The following is a 24828-nucleotide window of genomic DNA, read 5'->3' as shown; positions in this document are numbered from 1 at the left end:
CACTGTGACTTTTCCCGGACGTCCCCAATTCGGACCAGTGGTCGATCTCGCCTACACTCGGAACCGTGCCTCGTGGTGATGGACGACTCAACCACGACCTGCTCCCCGGCGAGAAGGGCCCCCAGGACGCTTGCGGCGTCTTCGGTGTCTGGGCTCCGGGTGAAGAGGTCGCCAAGCTCACCTACTTCGGACTGTATGCACTGCAGCACCGCGGACAAGAGTCCGCGGGCATCGCTGTGAGCAACGGTTCCCAGATCCTCGTCTTCAAGGACATGGGCCTCGTTTCCCAGGTCTTCGACGAAACCTCCCTCGGTTCGCTCCAAGGTCATATCGCGGTCGGTCACGCCCGCTATTCGACCACCGGAGCCTCCGTCTGGGAGAACGCCCAGCCGACCTTCCGCGCGACCGCCCACGGCTCCATTGCCCTGGGTCACAACGGCAACCTGGTGAACACCGCCGAGCTTGCCGAAATGGTCGCCGACCTCCCCCGTCAGGACGGCCGCGCCACCCAGGTGGCGGCCACCAACGACACCGACCTCGTCACCGCCCTCCTCGCCGGCCAGACCGACGACGACGGCAAGCCCCTGACCATCGAGGAGTCGGCCGCCAAGGTCCTTCCTCAGGTCAAGGGCGCCTTCTCGCTCGTCTTCATGGACGAGGGGACCCTCTACACCGCCCGTGACCCGCAGGGCATCCGCCCGCTGGTCCTCGGCCGCCTGGAGCGCGGCTGGGTGGTCGCGAGTGAGACCGCCGCCCTCGACATCTGCGGCGCCAGCTTCGTCCGCGAGGTCGAACCGGGTGAGCTCATCGCGATCGACGAGAACGGCCTGCGCACCTCGCGCTTCGCGGAAGCGAAGCCCAAGGGCTGTGTCTTCGAGTACGTCTACCTGGCGCGCCCGGACACCGACATCGCCGGCCGCAACGTCTACCTCTCGCGCGTCGAGATGGGCCGGCGCCTCGCCAAGGAAGCCCCGGTCGACGCCGACCTGGTGATAGCGACGCCGGAATCCGGCACGCCCGCCGCCGTCGGATACGCCGAAGCCAGCGGGATCCCGTACGGATCCGGCCTGGTCAAGAACGCCTACGTCGGCCGGACCTTCATCCAGCCCTCGCAGACGATCCGCCAGCTCGGCATCCGCCTCAAGCTCAACCCCCTCAAGGAAGTCATCCGGGGCAAGCGCCTGGTGGTCGTCGACGACTCGATCGTCCGCGGCAACACCCAGCGCGCGCTCGTGAAGATGCTCCGCGAGGCCGGTGCGGCCGAGGTCCACATCCGGATCTCCTCCCCGCCGGTGAAGTGGCCGTGCTTCTTCGGCATCGACTTCGCCACCCGGGCCGAGCTGATCGCCAACGGCATGACGGTCGACGAGATCGCCACCTCGCTGGGCGCGGACTCGCTCTCGTACATCTCGCTCGACGCGATGGTCGAGGCGACCACCATCCAGAAGCCCAACCTCTGCCGTGCCTGCTTCGACGGCGAGTACCCGATGGAGCTGCCCGACCCGCAGCTCCTGGGCAAGCAGCTCCTGGAATCCGAGCTCGCGGGCGGTACCGACGCCGCCGACGCGCTCCGCCGCCCGTAGGCCGGCGCTCCGCCCGGCCGGCTCAACCTGCGCTGGGCCCTGTCTTTGAGGCTTCTCCCAGGGCCCAGCACCACCCGCAGTAACGACACGAAAGCTCTCTCCTGTCATGACAGAGAAGACCACCGGTGCCAGCTACGCAGCCGCGGGCGTGGACATCGAAGCGGGCGACCGCGCCGTCGAGCTGATGAAGGAGTGGGTGAAGAAGACGCAGCGCCCCGAGGTCCTCGGCGGCCTCGGCGGCTTCGCCGGCCTCTTCGACGCCTCCGCCCTCAAGCGCTACGAGCGCCCGCTGCTGGCCTCGGCCACCGACGGGGTGGGCACCAAGGTCGACATCGCCCGCCAGATGGGCGTGTACGACACGATCGGCCACGACCTGGTCGCGATGGTCATGGACGACATCGTCGTCTGCGGCGCCGAGCCGCTCTTCATGACGGACTACATCTGCGTCGGCAAGGTGCACCCCGAGCGTGTCGCGGCGATCGTGAAGGGCATCGCCGAGGGCTGCGTCCTCGCCGGCTGCGCCCTGGTCGGCGGCGAGACCGCCGAGCACCCGGGCCTGCTCGGCCCGGACGACTTCGACGTCGCGGGCGCCGGCACCGGCGTCGTCGAGTACGACCGCCTGCTGGGCGCCGATCGCATCCGTACGGGTGACGCCGTCATCGCGATGGCTTCGTCCGGCCTTCACTCGAACGGGTACTCGCTCGTCCGCCACGTCCTCTTCGACCGGGCCGGGATGTCCCTGGACCAGCACGTCGAGGAGCTCGGCCGGACCCTCGGCGAGGAGCTGCTGGAGCCGACCAAGATCTACTCGCTGGACTGCCTGGCGCTCACCCGCACGGCCGAGGTCCACGCCTACTCGCACATCACCGGCGGCGGCCTCGCGGCGAACCTGGCCCGGGTCATCCCGGACCACCTGCACGCCACCGTCGACCGCTCCACCTGGACCCCGGGTGCGGTCTTCGACCTGGTCGGCAAGGCCGGATCGGTCGAGCGGCTGGAGCTGGAGAAGACCCTCAACATGGGCGTCGGCATGATGGCCGTGGTCCCGCAGGAGTCGGTGGACGTGGCCCTGGCCACCCTCGCGGACCGGGGCGTCGACGCGTGGGTCGCCGGCGAGATCCTCGACCGGGGCGACCACGCCGAGGGCGCGACCCTCACCGGCTCGTACGCGGTCTGAGCAGCACTGAAACCCGGTCCGGGGCACAAGCCCTGGACCGGGTTTCAGTGTTTACGGGTGTTGGAGCCGCGGGCGGAAAACCCGGTGCAGGAGTCCTGCGCGTCAAGCCCCGCGACGGTGCGCCGACGGACCGGACTCTTCGTCCTCGTCCTCGTCGTCATCGCTGTTGTACAGATCCGCGTACTTGGCGTACGGGTCGTCGTCGTCCAGATCGTCATCGACTTCGACCGGCGCGCTGATAGGCAGCGGCTCTGTCGGCGATGCGCCCAGCTCATTGGCCAGACGCGAGAGGTCAGTCCCGCCGCTGTTGTACTTCAGCTGGCGGGCGACCTTTGTCTGCTTGGCCTTGGCCCGGCCGCGCCCCATGGCTCGACCCCCTCGGTGACGGGGCTCGACGGCCCCAGAGTCTGACACGCGTTCATGGTTCGGAGCGGGCTCTCCGTGGAGAGACCGTCCGTAGGGGTTTAACGGTACCTGCTTCCGCGGCCATACGGTACGCCGCCCGCATGACACGCCTCGGCGCAGAACCAGCGGGACACCCCGTACTCGCTGGTCAGCTGCGATTTTAACGCTTTCCTGGCCCACGACCCGCCGAAGTGCAGTGAGTTCCGTCTCGCCGCACCCCGGCGGGTCCCGCCGGACCTAGGCCGTGCGGGCCGCGTTGCGCGCGGCGAGGGCGTCGGCCATGCGCTGCTCGGCGATCCGGTCGGCCGCGGCGGCCGGAGGAATCCCGTCCGCCTTCGCACGTGCGAATATGGCCAGAGTGGTGTCGAAGATCTTCGCCGCCTTGGCCTTGCACCGGTCGAAGTCGAAGCCGTGCAGCTCGTCGGCGACCTGGATGACACCGCCCGCGTTCACCACGTAGTCCGGCGCGTAGAGGATCCCGCGGTCGGCGAGGTCCTTCTCGACGCCCGGGTGGGCGAGCTGGTTGTTGGCCGCACCGCAGACGACGGTCGCGGTCAGCACCGGGACGGAGTCGTCGTTCAGCGCACCGCCGAGCGCGCAGGGGGCGTAGATGTCCAGGCCCTCCGTGCGGATCAGCGCCTCGGTGTCGGCGACCGCCGTGACCTTGCCGCCGGGGTGCTTGTCGAGGATCTCGCGCACGGACTCCTCGCGGACGTCCGTGATCACGACCTCCGCGCCGTCCGAGAGCAGGTGCTCCACCAGGTGGCGGCCGACCTTGCCGACGCCGGCGACGCCGACCTTGCGGCCGCGCAGCGTCGGGTCGCCCCACAGGTGCTGGGCGCTGGCGCGCATGCCCTGGAAGACGCCGAAGGCGGTGAGCACCGAGGAGTCGCCGGCGCCGCCGTTCTCGGGGGAGCGGCCGGTGGCCCAGCGGGTCTCGCGGGCGACGACGTCCATGTCGGCGACGTACGTGCCGACGTCGCAGGCGGTGACGTAGCGACCGCCGAGGGACTCCACGAACCGGCCGTAGGCCAGCAGCAGTTCCTCGCTCTTGAGCACCGACGGGTCGCCGATGATCACGGCCTTGCCGCCGCCGAGGTCGAGACCGGCGAGGGCGTTCTTGTACGACATGCCGCGCGAGAGGTTGAGCGCGTCCCGGACGGCCTCCTCGTCGGAGGCGTACGCGTGGAACCGCGTGCCGCCGAGGGCGGGGCCCAGGGCGGTGGAGTGGATGGCGATGACGGCCTTGAGGCCTGAGGCTCGGTCCTGGCACAGCACGACTTGCTCGTGGCCGCCCTGTTCGCTGCGGAACAGGGTGTGCAGGACGCCGTCGGTCATTTCGGTCACGGTGGTGACTCCCATGGAAGAGATGCGGCGGAAAGGACGCCCGCCCTGCGGGTGGGGGAGGGCGCACTGGGAGCAGAGTAAGACCTGCGGCGCGCGGGAGTGGCCCCTGTCCGGGGATCGGAACACTCCCGTGTGACCGGCCCCGGTCCCCGGTCCCCGGGAAGGGTCCGGACCGCGGCGCGCAGCGGGCCGGCGGGGCATCGGGCGCCCCTGAGGTGAACCGGGCCCCAAATGGGGGGAGTACGAGAGCGTGAACGATTCCCCCCGCCCCGCGCCGGTCGTCCCGTACGCCTCCTACCTGCGGGTCTACGAGCCCTTGGCGGCCTTCCCGGAGCCGGAGCGGACCCACTGGGCGGACTACGCCCGGCGCGGGACGGCCCCGACGGCCCAGGACGAACTGCGACGGTCCCTCTCCGATCTGGTGCGCGTGCCCGTGGTGGGGGTCCCGGCGCACGAGAGCGCGGACGCCTTCACCACGGAGCTGGACGGGTCGCTGCTGGTCTGCCCCTGGCGGACCCGGCTGCGCGGCTGGCTGGCGCTGCGGGAGCTGGCGGATTCCTTCCCCCCGCCGGTCCTCGACGCGGCCCTTCCGGCGGAGACCCGCCGCCGGGCCGCCGAGGAGTACGAGGCGTGGCGCGAGCGGAACCCGGACGCGCGCCCGTGGATCCGCACGGGGGTGTGGCAGGTGCCGCTGCGCTGGTTCGTGCTGGTGGCGGACGAGGAGCGGGAGTACCTGCCGGGCGAACGGCTGCGCTACCGGACGCCGATGGTGCAGGCCCGGCGGCGCCTGGCCAGGGCGCTGCGGACGCTGCGGCAGGCGGAGGGGTACGGGCCGCTGGCCGAGGGGCTGGTGGAGGTCGGCAGCTGGCTGGAGGAGTTCCATCCCCGGTCGATGGTCGAACTGGACTACGGCGGGCTGCTGCACGCGTTGCCCGCTGACGGGCTGGCCGAGGACCGGTCGGCCCGCGATCTGGCGGAGGGGATCGCGGCGTTGCGGGCGGGGGACCTCGACGGGGCGTCGCAGGTGTACGTCGAACTGGCACTGCGCTGGCGAAAGGTGCGGGAGAGACTGTTCGCGAACTGACGGATGAGGCATCGTGTGACGGTGGCCGCACCCCCTTTCGGGCGCGGGGTGTATCGCCCGTATCGGTTGTCATCGGCTGATCGGGCACAAGTGGCTGATCAGAGGCTTGATCACCACATTAGGGTCTTAGTTCCAGGACCTACGTCCTGATACGGGCCATTGGCCCAAGCGTGACGGAACGCACTATCTACACCCTTGCGCCCTTCCCCTACCCTCGTGCCAAAATAGGACAAGGAGTCCGGGGAGGGTTCCTTCCGCCCAACTAAGGGCGGAATGCTCGGTATTGCACTCTATGGGGGGTCTGACGACTCCTGATCGCTCTGTGACTGATCGTCACAGTGGGGTGACTGTCCGTTATGGGGCGGTCCATCGGCTTCCGCCGCTGATGAACACCTCGGAGGGCAATTCCATCGGTTTGGCCCTTGGGGCTGGACGGATGGTGTAGTTGTAGTGCCGAGGACAAGCCGTTCGTCCTATAACCGACTCGGCCTGCGTATGTCCATTTCGGGCAACGCGGGCCAAGGTGCAGAATTTAGAGGAAAGAACCGAGATGGTTCGGTTCTCCCGAGGAGGCCGCTCATGACCGCTCGCACCCCTGATGCCGAGCCGCTGCTGACCCCGGCTGAGGTTGCCACGATGTTCCGCGTGGACCCGAAGACGGTCACCCGCTGGGCCAAGGCTGGCAAGCTCACGTCCATCCGCACCCTGGGTGGACACCGCCGTTACCGCGAGGCCGAGGTTCGCGCACTGCTCGCGGGAATTCCGCAGCAGCGCAGCGAGGCCTGAGGTCCCGCAGCACCACTGCTTTAAACGGGTTCGTATCGGGTCCCCCAATCCGATGAAACCCACATGGCTTCATACGGTGGAGCTTGCCCCAACAGGCCACACCGTCGATCGCGCTGGACTCCGCCGGGTCCAGCGCGATCTTTTTTTATGTCCGGAGGGGGTGCCGTCCCGCGGCCTCAGGGGTGCCGGCGGGGATGGGTGCCATTGCACATATTAAATCGAGCGAGCGTAGGGGTCCGATAAACGTGCGGGTCCCGAAAATTCGTGTGGTGACTCCCGTCACAGCTGATAACTCTTGTACATCCGGCAATGCGCCCCGTAAGGGGATCTCCGGTGCAGAGCGACTCCCGCGGACGGGGGGATTTGCCCTCCCGGGTGACAGGTGTAGCCCGAGCCGCTGGAAGGCCCCTGGAGGCCCCGTGGGGCCGGGAGGGGGGTGCAAGGGCAGTGAGGGGCTCCCGGCGACCGCTGAAGGGCCCTCAGGGCCGTTCGGGGTCGCCGCGCGATCGGCTGGGTGATCATGCGGGCACGGGGGGTGCCGGGGGTGCCCCCGCCCCTCCCGGGGGCGGTACCCGGGAACGCGTCAGGGCCCGTATCCCTTGCGGAATACGGGCCCTGACGTTTCTGCGAACCTGACGGGACTTGAACCCGCGACCTCCACCTTGACAGGGTGGCGAGCTAACCAACTGCTCCACAGGTCCTCGTTCGCGGCCGATTGCCCGGCTGCGAATGACACTGTACAGCAGGTCAGGGGGTGCGGTCGAACCCGATCACGGGGCGAGGGCGTCGACCGCCTTCACGATGCGTTTGTCGGAGATCGGGTAGGCCGTCCCGAGCGCGTGGGCGAAGTAGCTGACCCGCAGTTCCTCGATCATCCAGCGGATCTCGGTGACCGCCTCCGGCACCGGGCGGCCCTTCGGCAACTGCTCCAGCAGCCACAGGTACTCGTCCCGCATCTCGTGGACCTTCTCCATGCGCGTGGTGTCGCGCTGGGCGCCCGTCGGCATCTGCTGGAGCCGCCGGTCGGCCGCCACGAGGTACCGCATCAGGTCCGGCAGCCGGCGCAGGCCCGCGAGGGTCACGAAGCCGGCCGGCACCAGGGCCGCCAGCTGCGCCTTCACGTCCGCGACGTTCGCCATCAGGGCCAGGCTGTTGGTCGCCTTCAGCCGCCGCTCGCACGCCTGCCAGGCGGCGAGCACCTGCTGCACCTGGGCGACGGCCCGTACGGTCGTGTCCACCAGGTCGGCCCGCACCGCGTCGTAGAGCTTCCGGAAGCCCGCCTCGTCCCAGGCCGGGCCGCCGTGGTCGGCGATCAGCCTGTCGGCCGCCGCCGTGGCGCAGTCGTCGAACAGGGCCTGGATGGAGCCGTGCGGGTTGCGGGACAGGGCCAGCTTCTGCTGGTTGGTGAGCTTGTCCGAGGCGAACTTCGCTGGGTTCACCGGGATGTTGAGGAGGATCAGCCTCCGGGTGCCCAGCCACATGGCCTGCTGCTGCTCGGCCTCGGTGTCGAAGAGCCGTACGCAGACGCTGGTCCCTTCGTCCACCAGCGCCGGGTACGCCTTCACCGGCTGGCCCGCCCGACGGGTCTCGAACACCCGGGTCAGGGTGCCGATCGTCCAGTCGGTCAGCCCGGAGCGCTCCAGCGACTCCCCGCCCGCCCGCTCGGCGGTGGCCGCCGCGGCCTTGGACAGGGCCTGGCGGGCCTTGGGCTTCAGGGAGAGCCGCAGGGCCTCCAGGTCCTTGTCCTCGGCGAGCTTCTTGCGCCGCTCGTCGACGATCCGGAAAGTGATCTTCAGGTGGTCCGGGATCCGGGTCAGGTCGAAGTCGTCGGCCGAGACCGGCACCCCGACCATCCGGTGCAGCTCCCGCGCCAGCGTCACGTGCAGCGGCTCCTGCAGGGGGACGGCCGTGTCCAGGAAGCGGGTCGCGAAGTTCGGCGCCGGTACGTAGTGCCGGCGGATCGGCTTCGGCAGCGAACGGATCAGCTCGGTGACGACCTCCTCGCGCAGCCCCGGGATCTGCCAGTCGAAGCCCTCGTCCGTGACCTGGTTCAGCACCTGGAGCGGGATGTGGACGGTCACGCCGTCCGCGTCCGCGCCCGGCTCGAACTGGTAGGTCACCCGGAACTTCAGCCGGCCCTGCTGCCAGCTGTCCGGGTAGTCGGCCTTGGTGACCCCGGCCGCCTTCTCCGTGAGCAGCATCTCGCGCTCGAAGTCGAGGAGTTCGGGCTCCTCGCGCTTCTTGTGCTTCCACCAGGAGTCGAAGTGCGCCCCCGAGACCACGTGCTCCGGGATGCGCTGGTCGTAGAAGTCGAAGAGGGTCTCGTCGTCGACCACGATGTCCCGGCGCCGCGCCCGGTTCTCCAGCTCCTCCACCTCGGTGAGGAGCTTGCGGTTGTCGGCGTAGAACTTGTGGTGCGTGCGCCAGTCGCCCTCGACCAGCGCGTTGCGGATGAACAGCTCCCGCGAGACCTCGGGGTCGATGCGGCCGTAGTTGATCTTCCGCTGGGCGACGATCGGCACCCCGTACAGGGTCACCTTCTCGTACGCCATCACCGCCGCCTGGTCCTTCTCCCAGTGCGGCTCGCTGTACGTGCGCTTGATCAGGTGCTGCGCGAGCGGCTCCACCCACTCGGGCTCCACCTTCGCGTTCACCCGCGCCCACAGCCGCGAGGTCTCGACCAGCTCCGCCGACATCAGGAACTTCGGCTGCTTCTTGAAGAGGGAGGAGCCCGGGAAGACCGCGAACTTCGCCGAGCGGGCGCCCAGGTACTCGTTCTTGTCGGTGTCCTTCAGGCCGATGTGCGACAGCAGGCCGGCCAGCAGCGAGATGTGGATGTTCGTCTCGGCGCCGTCCGCCTCGTTGACGTGGATCCCCATCGTCTTGGCGACCGTACGCAGCTGCGAGTAGATGTCCTGCCATTCGCGGATGCGCAGGAAATTCAGGTACTCCTGCTTGCACATCCGGCGGAAGGACGACGAGCCGCGTTCCTTCTGCTGCTCGCGGACGTAGCGCCACATGTTCAGGAACGAGAGGAAGTCGCTCGTCTCGTCCTTGAAGCGGGCGTGGTTCTGGTCCGCCTGCGTCTGCTTGTCCGAGGGCCGCTCGCGCGGGTCCTGGATCGACAGCGCCGCCGCGATCACCATGACCTCGCGGACGCAGTTGTTCTTGTCCGCCTCCACCACCATGCGCGCCAGCCGCGGGTCCACGGGCAACTGGGACAGCTGGCGGCCCATCGGGGTGAGCCGCTTGCGGTGGTCCTTCTCGGCCGGGTCCAGCGCGCCCAGCTCCTGGAGCAGCTGCACGCCGTCCCGGATGTTGCGGTGGTCCGGCGGGTCGATGAAGGGGAACTTCTCGATCTCGCCCAGGCCCGCCGCGGTCATCTGGAGGATGACGGACGCCAGGTTGGTGCGCAGGATCTCGGCGTCCGTGAACTCCGGACGGGCGGTGAAGTCGGCCTCGGAGTAGAGCCGGATGCAGATGCCGTCGCTGGTACGGCCGCAGCGGCCCTTGCGCTGGTTGGCGCTGGCCTGCGAGATCCGCTCGATGGGCAGCCGCTGCACCTTGGTGCGGTGGCTGTAGCGCGAGATGCGGGCCGTGCCCGGGTCGATCACGTACTTGATGCCGGGGACCGTCAGGGACGTCTCCGCGACGTTCGTCGCCAGGACGATCCGCCGGCCCGTGTGCTGCTGGAACACCCGGTGCTGCTCGGCGTGCGAGAGGCGGGCGTAGAGGGGGAGCACCTCGGTGGAACGGAGCTTGCGCTTCTCCAGCGCGTCCGCCGTGTCCCGGATCTCGCGCTCACCGGAGAGGAACACCAGGATGTCGCCCGGCCCCTCCCCCTGGAGTTCGTCGACGGCCTCGCAGATCGCGGTGATCTGGTCGCGGTCGGCGTCCTCGGAGTCCTCCTCCAGCAGCGGCCGGTAGCGGACCTCCACCGGGTACGTCCGCCCGCTGACCTCGACGATCGGCGCGTCCCCGAAGTGCCGGGAGAACCGCTCGGGGTCGATGGTCGCCGAGGTGATGACGACCTTCAGGTCGGGGCGCTTGGGCAGCAGCGTCGCCAGGTAACCGAGCAGGAAGTCGATGTTCAGGGACCGCTCGTGCGCCTCGTCGATGATGATCGTGTCGTAGGCGCGCAGCTCGCGGTCCGTCTGGATCTCGGCGAGCAGGATGCCGTCCGTCATCAGCTTCACGAAGGTCGCGTCCTGGTCCACCTGGTCGGTGAACCGGACCTTCCAGCCGACGGTCTGCCCGATCTCGGACCTCAGCTCCTCGGCGATCCGCTCCGCCACCGTGCGGGCGGCGATCCGGCGGGGCTGGGTGTGCCCGATCATGCCCCGGACACCGCGCCCCAGCTCCATGCAGATCTTGGGGATCTGCGTGGTCTTGCCGGAGCCGGTCTCGCCCGCGACGATCACGACCTGGTGGTCGCGTATCGCCTCGGCGATCTCGTCCTTCTTCTGGCTGACGGGCAGGTTCTCGGGATACGTGACCTCCGGCATCCGCGAGGCACGGCCGGCCAGTCGCTCGGCGGCCTTGGTGGCCTCCGCGGCGATCTCGTCGAGCACGGCCTGCTTGGCCTCGGGCTTGCGGATGCGGCGGGCGCCTTCGAGGCGGCGGCCGAGGCGGTGCGCGTCACGGAGGGAGATCTCACCGAGAAGCGTCTGCAGGGCGGCGAAGGAAGTAGACATACCTGGTCGAGGATCTCACCTGGGCCGGGCGGGTGGCGAACGCATTTGTGCCCCTCCCCGTACCATTTCGGGACGAGTCCCCCCGTTTGCGCAAGTGAGAGGCAGCCCACCGTGTCCCGCCGCCGTCGTGTGTGGTGCCTCCTGGCCGCCGTGCTCGCGACGCTGCTGGTCGCGGTGGTCCCCGCGGCGGCGGCCGCCCCGGCGCAGGCCGCACCGGCACGTGCGGTGGCCCTGCAGGGCGCCGTGCCGGGCGGGGTGGTCCCGCCGGACGGGGTGGCGCGTGCCGTTGCCCGGCCGGGCGGGGTGGTCCCGCCGGATGTCGTGCCGCGTGCCGTGGCGCGTGCCGTGGCGCCGCCGGATGCCGTGGCGCGTACCGCCGTGCCGTCGCGTGCCGTGGTGCCGCGGGGCGTCGAGTCCCGTGCCGCCGTCCGGCCCTTCGCCCCGGCCGGCCCCGAGGCCCCGGCCGTGGCGGTGGGCCCGCAGGAGCGGGGGCCCCGCTGCGCGCCCGACGCCCCCGGCCACGACGGCGTCCCCGCCGTACCGCCGCGGACCGGGTGCGATCACGCGCAGCTCCCGGCCGCCGGGGTCGTGCCCGGGGAGGCCCGCCCGCGCGGCACGGCGCCCCTGCGGGTCCTCGTACGCGGGCCCGACCGCCCGGCGCCCGGCCCCGTGGAGCTGTCGGTGCTGCGGGTGTAAGGGGAGCGGTCACCACCGGTCCCCTTCACCCCTTCCGCCGCCCTGGAGCACCCGTATGTCCTCTTCCGCCCGCAAGCCCCGGCCCGCCTCCCGCAAACGAGCCTCCCGCACGCCCCTGCTGATCTGCGCCGGGGTCGCCGCCGCCGCGATCACCCTCGGACTCGTCTCCTGGCAGGCCTCGGCCCCCCGGGACGAGTCCCGCGACACCGCCTCCGCCGCCGGCTCCACCCCCGGCGCCGAGGACCCCCTGGCCGAGCTCAAGGCCCTGGCCCGCCGCGAGGCCGGCGACAAGCTGGCGCTGGGCCGCCCCGACGCGCCCGTCGTCCTCATCGAGTACTCCGACTTCAAGTGCGGCTACTGCGGCAAGTTCGCCCGGGACACCGAGCCCGCCCTGGTGAAGAAGTACGTCGGGGACGGCACCCTGCGCATCGAGTGGCGCAACTTCCCGATCTTCGGCGCCGACTCCGAGGCCGCCGCCAAGGCCGCCTGGGCGGCCGGACAGCAGGACCGCTTCGCGGCCTTCCACGCCGCCGCGTACGCCGACGGCGCCAAGGAGAAGGGCTTCGGCGCGGAACGGCTCGTCGAGCTGGCCCGCGAGGCCGGGGTCCCCGACCTGGAACGGTTCCGGCAGGACATGGCCGGCCCGCAGGCCGCCGAGGCGCTGCGCAGGGACCAGGAGGAGGGCTACCGCATCGGCGTGAGCTCCACCCCGTCCTTCCTGGTCGGCGGGCAGCCGCTCGCGGGCGCCCAGCCCCTCGCCGCCTTCGAGGCCGCCATCAGCCGGGCCGCCGAGGCGGCGCGCAAGTGAACGGCATCGGATACCTGGCCGCCCTGCTGGGCGGCCTCCTCGCCCTGCTGAGCCCGTGCAGCGCCCTGCTGCTGCCCGCCTTCTTCGCCTACTCGATCGACTCCACCTCCCGGCTCCTGGCCCGCACCGGGATCTTCTACGCGGGCCTCGCGAGCACCCTCGTACCGCTGGGCGCGGCGGGCTCGTACGCGGGCCGGTTCTTCCACGGCCACCGCGAGGGGCTCGTCCTCTTCGCCGGGTGGCTGATCATCGCGCTCGGTCTCGCGCAGATCCTCGGACTGGGCTTCTCCTCCCGCCGGATCTCCGAGCTGTCCGGGCGGATCCGGCCGGTCACCGCGCTGTCCGTGTACGCGCTGGGCGCCGTCTACGGGCTGGCCGGCTTCTGCGCCGGTCCGATCCTGGGCAGCGTCCTGACGGTGGCGGCGGTCAGCGGCAGTCCGGTCTACGGCGGCCTGCTGCTGGCGGTGTACGCGCTGGGGATGGCCGTGCCCCTGTTCCTGCTGGCCCTGCTCTGGGACCGCTTCGACCTGGGCCGGCGGCGCTGGCTGCGCGGCCGGCCCCTGCGGCTGGGCCGGCTCCGGCTGCACTCGACCTCGCTGCTGTCCGGCCTGTTCTTCATCGTCCTGGGCGCCCTGTTCCTGGCCTTCGACGGGGCGAGCGCCCTGCCCGGGCTGCTGGACGTGGACGATTCGTACGCGGTGGAGGAGCGGGTGCGTTCCGTCGCGGACGCGGTGCCGGACTGGGCGCTGCTGGGCCTGGTCGCCGCGGGTGCCGTGACGGTCGGGCTGGTGCGCTGGCGCCGGACGCAGCGGGAGGGGTGAACGCGAAAGGCCCCGTCCGATGGACGGGGCCTTCCTTTTGTGGCTGGGGCCGGGGTCGAACCGGCGACCTATCGCTTTTCAGGCGATCGCTCGTACCAACTGAGCTACCCAGCCACGAGACTGTTTCCAGCCTCAGCGAACCTGACGGGACTTGAACCCGCGACCTCCACCTTGACAGGGTGGCGAGCTAACCAACTGCTCCACAGGTCCTTGCATTGTGCGAGAACAAGTCTCGCACATGTACTGCGTACCCCCAACGGGATTCGAACCCGTGCTACCGCCTTGAAAGGGCGGCGTCCTGGGCCACTAGACGATGAGGGCTAAAGGCCCGCCGGGCACTTTCCAGCGCGTCGGGGACGTGAGAAGCATATGGGATCGGGGGAGCTATCGCCAAAACGGTTTCACCCGGGGCGACAATGGCCGGGTGCTGGAGATGACGCGCGAGGAGTTCGAGGAGCTCGTCGCAGAGGCCCTGGACCGCATCCCACCGGAGCTCACGCGGCTGATGGACAACGTGGCGGTGTTCGTCGAGGACGAGCCGCCGACGGACGATCCCGAGCTGCTCGGCCTCTACGAGGGGACCCCGCTCACGGAGCGCGGCGAGTGGTACGCCGGCGTGCTGCCGGACCGCATCACCATCTACCGGAACCCCACGTTGCGCATGTGCGAGGACCGGGAGAGCGTGGTCGCCGAGACGGAGGTGACGGTGGTGCACGAGATCGCCCATCACTTCGGGATCGACGACGAACGACTGCACGCGCTGGGCTACGGATGACCCACCCCGTGCCGGGGGGCGAGGCGATCGACCCCGACGTCGACCTCCACGTACCCGCCCAGCGGGCCGAACCGCAGGGCCGGGTGCTGGCGGCGATCGCGGCGGGCGGGGCCCTGGGGGCATCGGCGCGCTTCGAGGTGGGCCTGCTGTGGCCGGCCGGGCCCGGGGGGTTCCCCTGGGCCACTTTCTGGATCAACGTCTCGGGCTGCGCGCTGATCGGCGTGCTGATGGTGCTGATCAGCGAGGGCGGGCGGAGCGCGCCGCATCCGCTGGTGCGGCCGTTCGTCGGCGTCGGGGTGCTCGGCGGGTTCACCACCTTCTCGACGTACGCCGTCGAGTTCTCCGGGCTGCTGGACGCGGGGCGGGCGGAGGCCGCGCTGGCGTACGCCGGGCTCACGGTGGCCGCCGCGCTGGGCGCCGTCTGGGCGGCGGCCTCGGCGACCCGGCTCGCGGTCCGGCTCGCGGTGCGGCCCGTGGCGGGCCGGCCGGCCGGACGGGGGCGCGGGTGAACTGGCTGCTGGTGGTGGCCGGCGCGGTGGTGGGGGCGCCGCTGCGCTACCTGACCGACCGGGCGGTCCAGTCCCGGCACGACTCCGTCTTCCCGTGGGGGACCTTCGTGGTCAACGCCGCCGCCTGCCTGCTGCTCGGGGTGCTGACGGGGGCGGTGCTGGCCGGGGCCGGATCCTCGGGGGCGGTGCTGCTGCTCGGGACGGGCCTGTGCGGGGCGCTGAGCACGTACTCGACCTTCTCCTACGAGACGCTGCGGCTGGCGGAGCGCGGCTGGAAGTTCCTGGCCGTCGCGAACGTCCTGGGATCGGTGCTGGTCGGGCTCGGTGCCGTGCACCTCGGGTCGCAGGTGGCCCGGCAGCTGTTCGCGTAAGGGGCGTGTCTCTTACGGGGTAAAGGGAGTTGGGCTCATTGACCCGCCCAACGCGGACCCCGCCCAGTGTCCCGGAGGTGCCCCCGTGCGCCCTTTGCCGCGCCCCATGTCCGCTTCCCTGAGACTGGCCCTCTCCGCGCTCGCCGTGGCGGCGACGGCAGGCTGCATGAGCGTCGGCGAGGAGGCCGCCAAGCCGGGTCCCGCGGCCTCCGTGGGCGGCAAGGACACCGCCGGGACGAGTGCCGGCCAGGTCGGCCACGGCTCCGGGATCCACGGCAACGGCCATGGCGTGAAGGACGGTACGGGGAACCAGGACGGCAAGTCCGGTGAGCCCGGGAAGGCCTCCGGCGCGACCGGCGCCTCCCCCGGCCCGGGTGTCCCCGCGAAGCCGGGGCTGCCCTCGCCGTCGGCCGGACCGGGGGGCGGGGCGGGCGGGCAGGGCGGGCCGGCGCCGTCCGGCGGCGGTTCGGGTTCCGGCTCCGGATCGGGCGGTTCGGGCTCCGGCGGATCGGGCTCCGGTTCGGGGTCGGGGTCCGGCTCGGGTTCCGGATCCGGAGGCTCTGGTTCCGGTTCCGGGTCCGGCGGGAGCGGAGGGTCGACGACCACCCCGCCCGTGGTGGAACCGACCCCTCCTGTGACGCACCCCACGCCGCCGGAGGCCGGTCCGCCGACCCCGCCGACGTCCGAACCGACCACCGGAACGGCCTAGCGCGCGGGGGATCCCGCCCGGTCGGTCCGGGCTGCCCGGAATGCGCACCCTGGGCTCCGTCGCAGGTCAGAGGCCATTCGCACGGAGCGACTTGCCAGACCCCCAGGAGGGTGCGTATGGTTATAGATCGTTTGATCCCATTGCCCGGCGCCGAATCCGAAGAGCGCCGTGTGGCGCGTACTCTCCCTAGCCGTGGCTGACCGCATTGAGGCGGTCGATTTGCGATTCACGGAGTTTGGGCGCGTGCCGAGACTCCGGAAGGTTTCGCATTTCGCATGTCCATTTCCAGTTCTGACCGTTCCGTCATGCCCGAGAACGACACCAACGAGATCGTCGACGCCGAGACCCTCGCGGTCACCGAGGCCATGGAGGCCATCGAGGCGGACGAGATCATCGAGGCCCTCGAGGCCGACGTGACCGGCGGCACCGCCGACTCCGACGACGAGGCCGGCGACGCCGAGCCCACCATCACCTTCGCGGACCTCGGTCTGCCCGAGGGCGTCGTGCGCAAGCTCGCCCAGAACGGTGTCACCACCCCGTTCCCGATCCAGGCCGCGACCATTCCGGACGCCCTGGCCGGCAAGGACATCCTCGGCCGCGGTCGTACCGGCTCCGGCAAGACCCTCTCCTTCGGTCTCCCCACCCTGGCCCGCCTGGCCGGTGGCCACACCGACAAGAAGAAGCCCCGCGCGATCATCCTCACGCCGACGCGTGAGCTCGCGATGCAGGTCGCGGACGCCCTCCAGCCCTACGGCGACGTCCTCGGCCTGAAGATGAAGGTCGTCTGCGGCGGTACCTCCATGGGCAACCAGATCTACGCCCTGGAGCGCGGTGTCGACGTCCTCGTCGCCACCCCGGGCCGCCTGCGCGACATCATCAACCGCGGCGCCTGCTCCCTGGAGAACGTCGAGGTGGCCGTCCTCGACGAGGCCGACCAGATGGCCGACCTGGGCTTCCTGCCCGAGGTCACCGAGCTGCTCGACCAGATCCCCGGCGGCGGCCAGCGCATGCTCTTCTCCGCCACCATGGAGAACGAGATCGGCACCCTGGTCAAGCGCTACCTGTCCAACCCCGTCACGCACGAGGTCGACAGCGCCCAGGGCAACGTCTCGACCATGACCCACCACGTCCTCGTCGTGAAGCCGAAGGACAAGGCGCCGGTCACGGCCGCCATCGCCGCCCGCAAGGGCCGCACCATCATCTTCGTCCGCACCCAGCTGGGCGCCGACCGCATCGCCGAGCAGCTCATCGAGGCCGGCGTGAAGGCCGACGCGCTGCACGGCGGCATGACGCAGGGCGCCCGTACCCGCGTCCTCGCGGACTTCAAGGACGGCTACGTCAACGCGCTCGTCGCCACCGACGTCGCCGCCCGCGGCATCCACGTCGACGGCATCGACCTGGTCCTCAACGTGGACCCGGCCGGCGACCACAAGGACTACCTGCACCGCTCGGGCCGCACCGCCCGCGCCGGCAAGTCGGGCGTCGTGGTCTCCCTGGCCCTGCCGCACCAGCGCCGCCAGATCTTCCGCCTGATGGAGGACGCGGGCGTCGACGCCTCGCGCCACATCGTCCAGGGCGTCGGCGCGTTCGACCCCGAGGTCGCCGAGATCACCGGTGCGCGTTCGCTCACCCAGGTCCAGGCCGACTCCGCGAACAACGCCGCCAAGCAGGCCGAGCGCGAGGTCGCCGACCTCACCAAGCAGCTGGAGCGCCTGACCCGCCGCGCCGCGGAGCTGCGCGAGGAGGCCGACCGCCTCGTCGCCCGTTCCGCCCGCGAGCGCGGTGAGGACCCGGAGGCCGCCGTCGCCGAGGTCGTCGAGGCCGCCGAGGCCGAGGTCGCGGCAGCCGTCGCCGCCGTGGCCGAGCCCGTCGCCCAGGAGCGCACCTTCGAGCGCCGTGACGACCGGGGCAACTACGAGCGCCGCGACAACCGTCGCGACGACCGTGGTGGCGACCGTGGTGGCGACCGTGGTGGCTTCCGCCGCGATGACCGTCCGTCGGGTGGTTTCCGTTCCGGTGGTGACCGTCGTGACGACAACCGTGGTGGCGGCTTCCGTCGCGACGACCGTCCGTCCGGTGGTTTCAACCGTGATGACCGTGGTGGCGACCGTGGCGGCTTCCGCCGTGACGACCGTCCGTCGGGTGGTTTCCGTTCCGGTGGTGACCGTCGTGACGACAACCGTGGTGGCGGCTTCCGTCGCGACGACCGTCCGTCCGGTGGTTTCAACCGTGATGACCGTGGTGGCGACCGTGGCGGCTTCCGCCGTGACGACCGTCCGTCGGGTGGTTTCCGTTCCGGTGGTGACCGTCGTGACGACAACCGTGGTGGCGGCTTCCGTCGCGACGACCGTCCGTCCGGTGGTTTCAACCGTGATGACCGTGGTGGCGACCGTGGCGGCTTCCGCCGCGACGACCGTCCGTCCGGCGGCTTCCGCGCCGGTGGCGCCGGTGGTGCCGGCGAGCGCCCCTACGGCCGCCGCGACGACAACCGCCCCTCCGGCTCCGGCTCCTTCGGCGGCCGTCGTGACGACAAGCCCCGCTGGAAGCGCAACGGCTGACGCCTGAGCGCCGCCTGACACGGGATCGGCCCCCACAGCACTCCGGTGCCGTGGGGGCCGGTCCCTTTTCCGTGTCCCGGGCCGCGGGCGGCAGCGGCCCCCAGCTGCCCCGGAAGGTGCCTCAGCAGCCGCCCACGGAGCCGTAGTAGCCCTCGACGCGCACACCGGGGGCCTGGTGGAAGTCGTGGCGGCCCGCTTCGCCCGCCACCCCGGTCGCCGCCGCGACCGGCCGGAAACGACCGAGCGCCCCGCCCGGACGAATCCGGACGGGGCGCTCGGTCCCAGGTCGGGAGGGGTGTCCCCCGCGATCCGGGTGCGGTAGGCCATGTCGGACTCGAACCGACAACCAACGGATTAAAAGTCCGCTGCTCTGCCAATTGAGCTAATGGCCCGGGCGCGCTCACCCCAGAGCATAGCGGGAGAGGGCCCCCAGACCGATCGGGTATCGACCGGGACGGGCCGCGGCGGTTTCCCGCCATCGGTGGCCCGACCGGGGCGGAGCGGGCGGGGCAGGGGTCCGGAAGGGGATCGGGGCCTTTATTTACGGCTCTGACCTGCAGTTATGTCCTTCGGGAGGGGAGTCGGGGGGTTAATTGGCGGAGTGCGTCTCCCGGATGACGTAGAGTTGGGTTTACCGACGCGGGGTGGAGCAGCTCGGTAGCTCGCTGGGCTCATAACCCAGAGGTCGCAGGTTCAAATCCTGTCCCCGCTACTCAGTACGAAGGCCCGGTTCCCTTGTGGAACCGGGCCTTTGTCGTAGGCGCCGTCCCGATGTGGTGAGCGGCCGCCTTCCCTCTCTCGCTCCGCTCCTTCACCCGATCGGTCCGGCCCGGTCGCCGTGCGACGGCCCGTACCGCCAGCCTTGGATTGCGGGGCGAGGCGGACCGGGCGGCGGGAGAGCAGCGTGGCGGGGCTGGGCCGGCAGGGCGGTGACGCGAGCGGGACGACGGAGCCCGGCGACGGGGCGGGCCGGCAGGTGCTCCGGATGCTCCCGGCACTGCTGATCCTCCTCGGCCTCGGCTTCGACGTGTTGACCCCGCCCGGCTTCACGGGCTCCCCCTTCTTCTCGGCGGCCCCGCTGATCGCCGCCCCCGTCTTCAGCTTCCTGGCGACCGCCGTGACCGGGCTCGCCGCCTCCAGCGCCGTGGTGGCCCTGCACTTCCACAACGCCGCCGACTGGAGGGTGGACGCGCTGACCGAGCTGGTGACGGTGGTGACCGTCTCCGGGCTGGCCCTGCTCATCAACCGGGTCGTGCGGCGCAGCGGCGAGCGGCTCGCCTCCGCGCGCGGGATCGCCGAGGCCGCCCAGCGGGCCGTGCTGCCGACGCCGGCCGAGCGGATCGGGGGGCTGCACGTCTCCGCGCGGTACGAGGCCGCGCAGGCCGACGCGTTCATCGGCGGGGACCTCTACGCCGTCCAGGACACCCCGTACGGGGTGCGGCTCGCGGTGGGCGACGTACGGGGCAAGGGGCTGGGGGCCGTGGAGGCCGTCGCCGTGGTCCTGGGCGCCTTCCGGGAGGCCGCGGACACCGAGCCGACCCTGGAGGCGCTCGCGGAGAGGCTGGAGCGGGCCCTGGCCCGTGAGGGCGTCCGCCGGGACAGCCTGGACGCGGTCGAGGGGTTCACCACCTGTGTGCTCGGGGAGGTCCCGGCCGGGGCCGGGGTGCTGCGGCTGCTCAACCGCGGCCACCCCGAACCGCTCCTGCTGTACGCCGACGGGGGCCTGGCGGTCCTCGAACCGGCCGAGCCCGCGCTCCCGCTGGGGCTGGGGGAGCTGGCGGCCGGTCCGCCGGATCCGGTCGGGGAGTGGCCCTTCCCGGAGGGCGGCACCCTGCTCCTCTACACCGACGGGGTCACCGAGGCCCGGGACGCGGCCGGCGTCTTCTACGATCCGGCGGCCCGCCTGCGCGGGCGGGTCTTCCCGGGGCCGGGCGAGGTGCTCGGTGCCCTCAGCAGCGACGTCCGCCGGCACACCGGCGGCGGGACCACCGACGACATGGCGCTGCTCGCCGTGGGGCGGCCGCAGGAGGGGCAGCCGGAGCGCAGGCGGACGGTCCCCGTGGTGCGGCGCGAGGAGGAGCGACGCCCGCTCGGTGACGGTACGTAGCACATGAGGTGCTCTGTGCAAGGAGGTTGACGGTTCGTCATTTGGGCCATCGTGGCTGAAGTGAAGGGGTTTGACGTGGAGGTTTGCCCTGAGTTGAGGCTCGATGGGGTGAATGCTCAGGCCAGAGCTGTCCGAGGTGTGGCTGATTGGCGTTAACGATCAGTCGCAACAGCTTGGAATCACTCCCCCGCGTCTATTACCGTTCGATAACGCAGCGCGGTCGTCCCAGCCGTCGCAAGAGACGGCACCCGTGCGCGTTCTCGCTCATGAGGAGTGTGCCCCGGTGGCCTCCAACTCGCCTTCCCCTGAAGGCATCGACGTCCCGGAGACGCCCACCGCAGGAGCCTGGGGCGAGTGGAACCCGACGGAGGACTCCGCCCGTTCGGTCCGCGGCAAGCACCGCGTCCTCAAGCAGCGCGGCGGGCTCGCCCGCAGCTCGACCGTGCTCGGCGTCGGCGTGATCGCGGCGGTCGGCGCGGGCGGCATCGCCACCGCCCAGGACCGGCCGCAGGTCGCGATATCCATGCCCTCGCTCCCGGACCTGCCCGACCTGCTGGGCGGCGGCCACTCCTCCGAGGCCGCCGGCGCGGACACCGCGGCGCCCGCCGCGCGGACCGCCGGGATCCCGGGGCAGGCCGACGGACAGGGCCACGGGCAGGGGCAGGCCGACGCGGGGGAGGCCCTGCGCCACCGCATCCTCCAGCAGGCCGAGTCGCAGCAGGACGCCGTCGAGACCCAGGCGCGGGCGGACGCCGAGCGGACCGCGCGCGAGGCCGCGGCCCAGGAGGCCCGCGCCCAGAAGGAAGCGGCCGACAAGGAGGCCGAGACGGTTCGCGTGGCCGCCGAGAAGGCCGCCGCCGAGAAGGCCGAAGCGGACAAGGCGGCCGCGGCCGCCGCGGCGACGGCGGCCAAGGACGCGGAGGGCGGCGGATCCGCCTCCGGCACGGGCACGAAGGCCTCGGGCTCCTACTCCCTCCCCACCTCCTCCTACACCCTCACCTCGCACTACGGCGACTCCGGCTCCATGTGGTCCTCCGGGTACCACACCGGCCTCGACTTCGCGGCGCCGACCGGCACCCCGGTCAAGGCCGTGGGCGGCGGGAAGGTCATCTCGGCCGGCTGGTCGGGCGCCTACGGCTACCGGATCGTGCTGCAGCTCGATGACGGTACGGAGGTCTGGTACTGCCACCTCTCCTCCATGGCGGTGACCTCCGGGACGGTCGGCGCGGGCGAGACCATCGGACGGGTCGGCGCGACCGGCAACGTCACCGGGGCCCACCTGCACCTTGAGGTGCGCAAGGGCGGCTCGACGGTCGACCCGCTGGCGTGGCTCGAATCCAAGGGGCTCAGCGTCTAGTCCGGGGGCGCTGCCGCGCTGTCCCGCCGTCCGCCGAGGCGCCGGTCTTCAGGGGCGGACGGAGGCGGACAGCGCCGGGGTCCTGGGGGGCGGCACCGCGATCGGGGCCGGTGCCGGTGCCGCCGGTGTCGTCGGCCGGGCGAAGGGCGGCGCCGGCCGGGTGGCCAGGGGCTCCCGGGAGGCCTGGGGCGGCCGGGGGGTGTGCGGGCCGGCCAGCGGGTCGTACCACGGCGGCAGCAGCTCCTCCAGCACCGCGGCCCGCGCCAGGACGGGCGCGGCTGTCGCCCGGCGGAGCCAGAGGCGGTCCAGCAACTCCCGTTCCCGTACGGCGAAGTCCCGGTCGCGGGCGGGATCCCGGTCGGGGCCGGCGGTCTGCCGGGCGTGCCGGCGCAGCAGGGCGAGGGCGGCGGCGTCCGCCGCGTAGCGGGAGACCGCCCGGGCGGCGGGCCGGCCACCGCTGCGGCGGGCCAGGGCCCGCGCCAGGGACCGGGCCGGCATAGAGGCCAGCGCCGGGACCTCCGCCGGGCCGAGCCAGCCCGCGCGGGCGTACACCGACAGCTCGGCGGCGACGGCGCGCAGTCTGTGACGCCGTATCCGCACGGCCAGCCCCAGCAGCAGCGCGAACGCCGGGACCATCACGCAGCCGTAGACCGCGTAGAAACCGTACTCACCGAAATGTGAGGAGCCGTTCCACAGCGCGTGCAGACCCATGGCGAGGCCCAGGCCCAGCAAGGGCGGGCCCGTCCGGCGCGCGCGGCCCGCACCGACCGCGGCCATGCCGACGCCGAGCCCGGTCAGCACGGTGAACAGGGGGTGTGCGAACGGCGACAGCACCGCCCGCACGAAGAACGTCGCCGCCGTCATGGAGTCCAGGACGCCGGTGCCCTTGGCGAGGTCCTCTTCGAAGGCGTTGCCCAGGTAGAGGACGTTCTCGGTGCAGGCGAAGCCGGTGGCGGTGAACCCGGCCAGCACGAACCCGTCGGCCGGGCCGGTGAACTGCCGTCTTCGGAAGGCGAAGACGAGGAGCAGCGCCGCGGCCTTGGCGCTCTCCTCCACGACCGGGGCGATCGCCACCGAGCCGAACCGGTCGGCGTCGAAGGGGTCGGTGGTGGCCGCGGCTATCCACTCGGTCGCGAAACTGTTCGCCAGTATCGCGATCAGCGCCGCGGTGCAGGCCCCCCAGCCGAAGCAGAACATCAACTGCCGCCAGGGGGCGGGCGCGGCCCGGCCGAGCCACCGGAACGCCGCCATCAGCGGCGGTACGGGCAGCAGGGCCAGGCCGAGTCCTACGAGGAAACCGGCGGTGCCGGTCTGCTCCCGCACGAGTTCCAGGATGGTGAACCCGGTCGCGGTGAGCAGGGTGACGGGCACGCACACGCGGACCGGGTCCGGTGTGCGTGCGAGCACACGGGAGAGCGCTCGGAGCACATGGTGACCCTACCGAGCCGCTCGGACACTCGGAGTGATGTTTGTCAGTTCTTGGGGCGGACGCGGGTGAAGAGGAGGTCGTGGACGACGTGGCCCTTGTCGAGTCCCTGGCCCTCGAAGCGGGTGAGGGGGCGGAACTCGGGGCGCGGCGCGTAGCCGCCGTCGGCCTGCGTGTTCTCGAACTCCGGGTGTGCGCTGAGGACTTCGAGCATCTGCTCCGCGTACGGCTCCCAGTCCGTCGCGCAGTGCAGCAGGGCCCCCGGCGCCATGCGGGTGGCGGCCAGGTCGAGGAACTCGGGCTGGATCAGCCGCCGCTTGTGGTGGCGGGCCTTGGGCCACGGGTCCGGGAAGTACACGCGCAGTCCGGCGAGGGAGTCGGGCGGCAGCATCTCGCGGAGCAGGATGATGGCGTCGCCGTTGGCCACGCGGACGTTGGTGAGGCCGGCGCGCTCCGCGAGGGCGAGCAGGTTGCCCTGGCCCGGGGTGTGCACGTCGGCGGCGAGGACACCGGTCGAGGGGTCGGCGGCGGCCATCTGGGCGGTGGCCTCGCCCATGCCGAAGCCGATCTCCAGGACCACGGGCAGGCCGTCGAAGAGGCGGTGGAGGTCGATGACCTCGTGGCCGTCGATGTCGAGCCCCCAGGTCCCCCACAGGCGCTTCAGCGCCTCGCCCTGGCCGGTGGTGACCCGGCTGCGGCGCGGCTGGAAGCTGCGGATCCGCCGCTCGTGGTGCGATCCGGCGGGGTCGGGCGCGGGGCCGTCGGGGAAACGGGGCTCGGTGCGCCACTTGGGGGGCACGTACGCGGTCGCCTCGGGCGCGGTGTCCGGGAGGCTGGGCTGGGGGTTCGGGGACTCAGACACAATGCGCCGATTCTACGACGCGGGTGCCCTGACCCGGCCGGGGCGCGGTCCGGCCGACGGGCGCCGGTGCGGGGCGGTGCGGAGCGGGTGGAGGGGCTCCCTCCGCATGGAGTCCATGATCGGATTTCGGCACACTGTGCGCCATGACACAGGGGCGTACGGGATTGATCATCGGCGGTGCCTTCGGCCTCGTCTTCATCGGGGCGAACGCCGGCGCCGTGGCGCCGGCCGCCGTCCCGCTGCGGCTGCTCGCGGTGGCCGCGTTCGTGGGCCTGTTCTTCGTGTCCCGGCGCCCGGCGGACCCCACCGGTGGCGACGGCGACGGCGGCGGCGACGCCGGAGCGGCGCGTACGGCCTTCGGGCGGCGCTACTGGCTCGTGGTGGCCGGTGAGGTGATCGCCGCACTGGCCGGGGTCGCCGTCGTGAACGTCTACGCCCCGCACCTGACGGGGGCGTGGATCGCGCTCGTCGTCGGACTGCACTTCTTCGGCCTCGCGGCCGTCTGGCACCAGGCCTCGCTGCGCGTGCTCGGCGCCGCGATGTCGGCCTGTGCCGCCGCCGGAATGGTCCTGGGCGCGGCCGGCGCGGGACCCGCGGTGGTGGCGTCCGTCGCCGGGATCGCCCCGGGGGTGCTGCTGCTCGCCTCGGTGTGGTGGTCCGCCCTCGCCGCCGGGCCCCGTACGGCGGCCGACGCGGCTTAGGCCGTCTCTTCCGGATCTTGCCGGGACCGGCAGGCCCTGGCGAACGGCCGCC

The 24828-nt window shown here is 71.8% G+C and carries 20 protein-coding genes and 6 tRNA genes; 16 read left to right on the top strand and 10 right to left on the bottom strand.

The window, feature by feature from the left end:
- The first annotated feature begins 65 nt into the window (after positions 1-65).
- Complete coding sequence (gene purF / locus OG295_RS16090; RefSeq protein WP_030225597.1) at positions 66-1583, top strand: amidophosphoribosyltransferase; 1518 nt, start codon at positions 66-68, stop codon at positions 1581-1583.
- Positions 1584-1689: 106 nt separating this feature from the next.
- A complete protein-coding gene (gene purM / locus OG295_RS16085; protein ID WP_371677495.1) occupies positions 1690-2760 on the top strand; it encodes a phosphoribosylformylglycinamidine cyclo-ligase in 1071 nt (356 codons plus the stop codon).
- A 102-nt stretch (positions 2761-2862) separates the two neighbouring features.
- Here purM and OG295_RS16080 read toward each other — a convergent pair whose 3' ends face one another.
- Together OG295_RS16080 and OG295_RS16075 are read right to left on the bottom strand one after the other, a co-directional pair.
- Positions 2863-3126, bottom strand: coding sequence for a DUF3073 domain-containing protein (locus OG295_RS16080; RefSeq protein ID WP_266575285.1), 264 nt, complete (start codon positions 3124-3126; stop codon positions 2863-2865).
- Positions 3127-3402: 276 nt separating this feature from the next.
- Positions 3403-4512 carry a Leu/Phe/Val dehydrogenase gene (locus OG295_RS16075; RefSeq protein ID WP_371677494.1) on the bottom strand — a complete coding sequence of 370 codons (1110 nt, stop codon included), beginning with the start codon at positions 4510-4512 and terminating at the stop codon, positions 3403-3405.
- Between the two features lie 250 nt (positions 4513-4762).
- On the opposite strand from OG295_RS16075, the gene OG295_RS16070 reads away from it, so the two are divergent.
- Together OG295_RS16070 and bldC are read left to right on the top strand one after the other, a co-directional pair.
- Positions 4763-5596: a hypothetical protein gene (locus OG295_RS16070; protein ID WP_371677493.1), complete on the top strand. Its 834-nt coding sequence runs from the start codon at positions 4763-4765 to the stop codon at positions 5594-5596.
- 579 nt (positions 5597-6175) lie between these two features.
- Positions 6176-6382 carry a developmental transcriptional regulator BldC gene (gene bldC, locus OG295_RS16065; RefSeq protein ID WP_003949541.1) on the top strand — a complete coding sequence of 69 codons (207 nt, stop codon included), beginning with the start codon at positions 6176-6178 and terminating at the stop codon, positions 6380-6382.
- A gap of 627 nt (positions 6383-7009) precedes the next feature.
- On the opposite strand, the gene OG295_RS16060 is transcribed toward bldC, so the two are convergent.
- Positions 7010-7083 (bottom strand) — tRNA-Asp (locus tag OG295_RS16060).
- A 69-nt stretch (positions 7084-7152) separates the two neighbouring features.
- Positions 7153-11076 (bottom strand): ATP-dependent RNA helicase HrpA, encoded by a 3924-nt coding sequence (hrpA, locus tag OG295_RS16055; RefSeq protein WP_371677492.1) that lies wholly within the window; start codon positions 11074-11076, stop codon positions 7153-7155.
- Between the two features lie 111 nt (positions 11077-11187).
- Here hrpA and OG295_RS16050 point away from each other — a divergent pair, with 111 nt between their 5' ends.
- From OG295_RS16050 to OG295_RS16040, 3 genes are read left to right on the top strand one after another with little or no spacing between them, the layout of a single operon-like run.
- The gene (locus OG295_RS16050; RefSeq protein WP_371677491.1) at positions 11188-11772 is read left to right on the top strand and encodes a hypothetical protein; all 585 of its coding nucleotides are present in this window, start codon (positions 11188-11190) and stop codon (positions 11770-11772) included.
- 55 nt (positions 11773-11827) lie between these two features.
- Positions 11828-12580: a DsbA family protein gene (locus OG295_RS16045; RefSeq protein ID WP_371677490.1), complete on the top strand. Its 753-nt coding sequence runs from the start codon at positions 11828-11830 to the stop codon at positions 12578-12580.
- The gene (locus OG295_RS16040) at positions 12577-13401 is read left to right on the top strand and encodes a cytochrome c biogenesis CcdA family protein (protein WP_371677489.1); all 825 of its coding nucleotides are present in this window, start codon (positions 12577-12579) and stop codon (positions 13399-13401) included. Before OG295_RS16045 ends, OG295_RS16040 begins: the two co-directional genes overlap by 4 nt.
- A 40-nt stretch (positions 13402-13441) precedes the next feature.
- Here OG295_RS16040 and OG295_RS16035 read toward each other — a convergent pair.
- The 3 genes from OG295_RS16035 to OG295_RS16025 all read right to left on the bottom strand — a co-directional run bounded on the left by OG295_RS16035 (position 13442) and on the right by OG295_RS16025 (position 13722).
- Positions 13442-13515 (bottom strand) — tRNA-Phe (locus tag OG295_RS16035).
- Between the two features lie 22 nt (positions 13516-13537).
- Positions 13538-13611: transfer RNA gene (locus tag OG295_RS16030), tRNA-Asp, on the bottom strand.
- A 38-nt stretch (positions 13612-13649) separates the two neighbouring features.
- Positions 13650-13722, bottom strand: a tRNA-Glu gene (locus OG295_RS16025).
- 103 nt (positions 13723-13825) lie between these two features.
- Between OG295_RS16025 and OG295_RS16020 the strand changes: the two genes are divergently transcribed.
- The 5 genes from OG295_RS16020 (at position 13826) to OG295_RS16000 (ending at position 18323) form a co-directional block, all read left to right on the top strand.
- Entirely contained in the window at positions 13826-14176 is a 351-nt protein-coding gene (locus OG295_RS16020; protein ID WP_345500333.1) for a metallopeptidase family protein, read from the top strand.
- Positions 14173-14685 (top strand): CrcB family protein, encoded by a 513-nt coding sequence (locus tag OG295_RS16015; RefSeq protein WP_371677488.1) that lies wholly within the window; start codon positions 14173-14175, stop codon positions 14683-14685. The genes OG295_RS16020 and OG295_RS16015 overlap by 4 nt, the downstream gene beginning before the upstream one ends.
- Positions 14682-15056, top strand: coding sequence for a CrcB family protein (locus OG295_RS16010; RefSeq protein ID WP_280919449.1), 375 nt, complete (start codon positions 14682-14684; stop codon positions 15054-15056). Before OG295_RS16015 ends, OG295_RS16010 begins: the two co-directional genes overlap by 4 nt.
- 106 nt (positions 15057-15162) lie before the next feature.
- A complete protein-coding gene (locus OG295_RS16005; protein WP_371677487.1) occupies positions 15163-15765 on the top strand; it encodes a hypothetical protein in 603 nt (200 codons plus the stop codon).
- A gap of 305 nt (positions 15766-16070) precedes the next feature.
- A complete protein-coding gene (locus OG295_RS16000; RefSeq protein ID WP_371677486.1) occupies positions 16071-18323 on the top strand; it encodes a DEAD/DEAH box helicase in 2253 nt (750 codons plus the stop codon).
- Positions 18324-18642: 319 nt separating this feature from the next.
- Here the strand turns inward: OG295_RS16000 and OG295_RS15995 are convergent.
- Positions 18643-18715, bottom strand: a tRNA-Lys gene (locus tag OG295_RS15995).
- Positions 18716-18961: 246 nt separating this feature from the next.
- Between OG295_RS15995 and OG295_RS15990 the strand changes: the two genes are divergently transcribed.
- The 3 genes from OG295_RS15990 (at position 18962) to OG295_RS15980 (ending at position 21787) form a co-directional block, all read left to right on the top strand.
- Positions 18962-19035 (top strand) — tRNA-Met (locus tag OG295_RS15990).
- A gap of 192 nt (positions 19036-19227) precedes the next feature.
- Entirely contained in the window at positions 19228-20430 is a 1203-nt protein-coding gene (locus OG295_RS15985) for a PP2C family protein-serine/threonine phosphatase (RefSeq protein ID WP_371677485.1), read from the top strand.
- A gap of 283 nt (positions 20431-20713) precedes the next feature.
- Positions 20714-21787 (top strand): M23 family metallopeptidase, encoded by a 1074-nt coding sequence (locus tag OG295_RS15980; RefSeq protein WP_371677484.1) that lies wholly within the window; start codon positions 20714-20716, stop codon positions 21785-21787.
- Positions 21788-21835: 48 nt separating this feature from the next.
- Here the strand turns inward: OG295_RS15980 and OG295_RS15975 are convergent, their stop codons facing one another.
- Positions 21836-23194, bottom strand: coding sequence for a PrsW family intramembrane metalloprotease (locus OG295_RS15975; protein WP_371677483.1), 1359 nt, complete (start codon positions 23192-23194; stop codon positions 21836-21838).
- Between the two features lie 65 nt (positions 23195-23259).
- On the bottom strand, positions 23260-24075 hold the full coding sequence (trmB, locus tag OG295_RS15970; protein WP_371677482.1) for a tRNA (guanosine(46)-N7)-methyltransferase TrmB: 816 nt from the start codon (positions 24073-24075) through the stop codon (positions 23260-23262).
- Positions 24076-24218: 143 nt separating this feature from the next.
- On the opposite strand from trmB, the gene OG295_RS15965 reads away from it, so the two are divergent.
- Positions 24219-24776: a hypothetical protein gene (locus tag OG295_RS15965; protein ID WP_371677481.1), complete on the top strand. Its 558-nt coding sequence runs from the start codon at positions 24219-24221 to the stop codon at positions 24774-24776.
- Positions 24777-24828 lie beyond the last annotated feature (52 nt).

Origin of the sequence: Streptomyces sp. NBC_01276 (assembly GCF_041435355.1) — a bacterium.
Lineage (GTDB): Bacteria > Actinomycetota > Actinomycetes > Streptomycetales > Streptomycetaceae > Streptomyces.
Note: the sequence above shows the minus strand (reverse complement) of the source record. Positions and strands in the feature narration are given on the sequence as shown.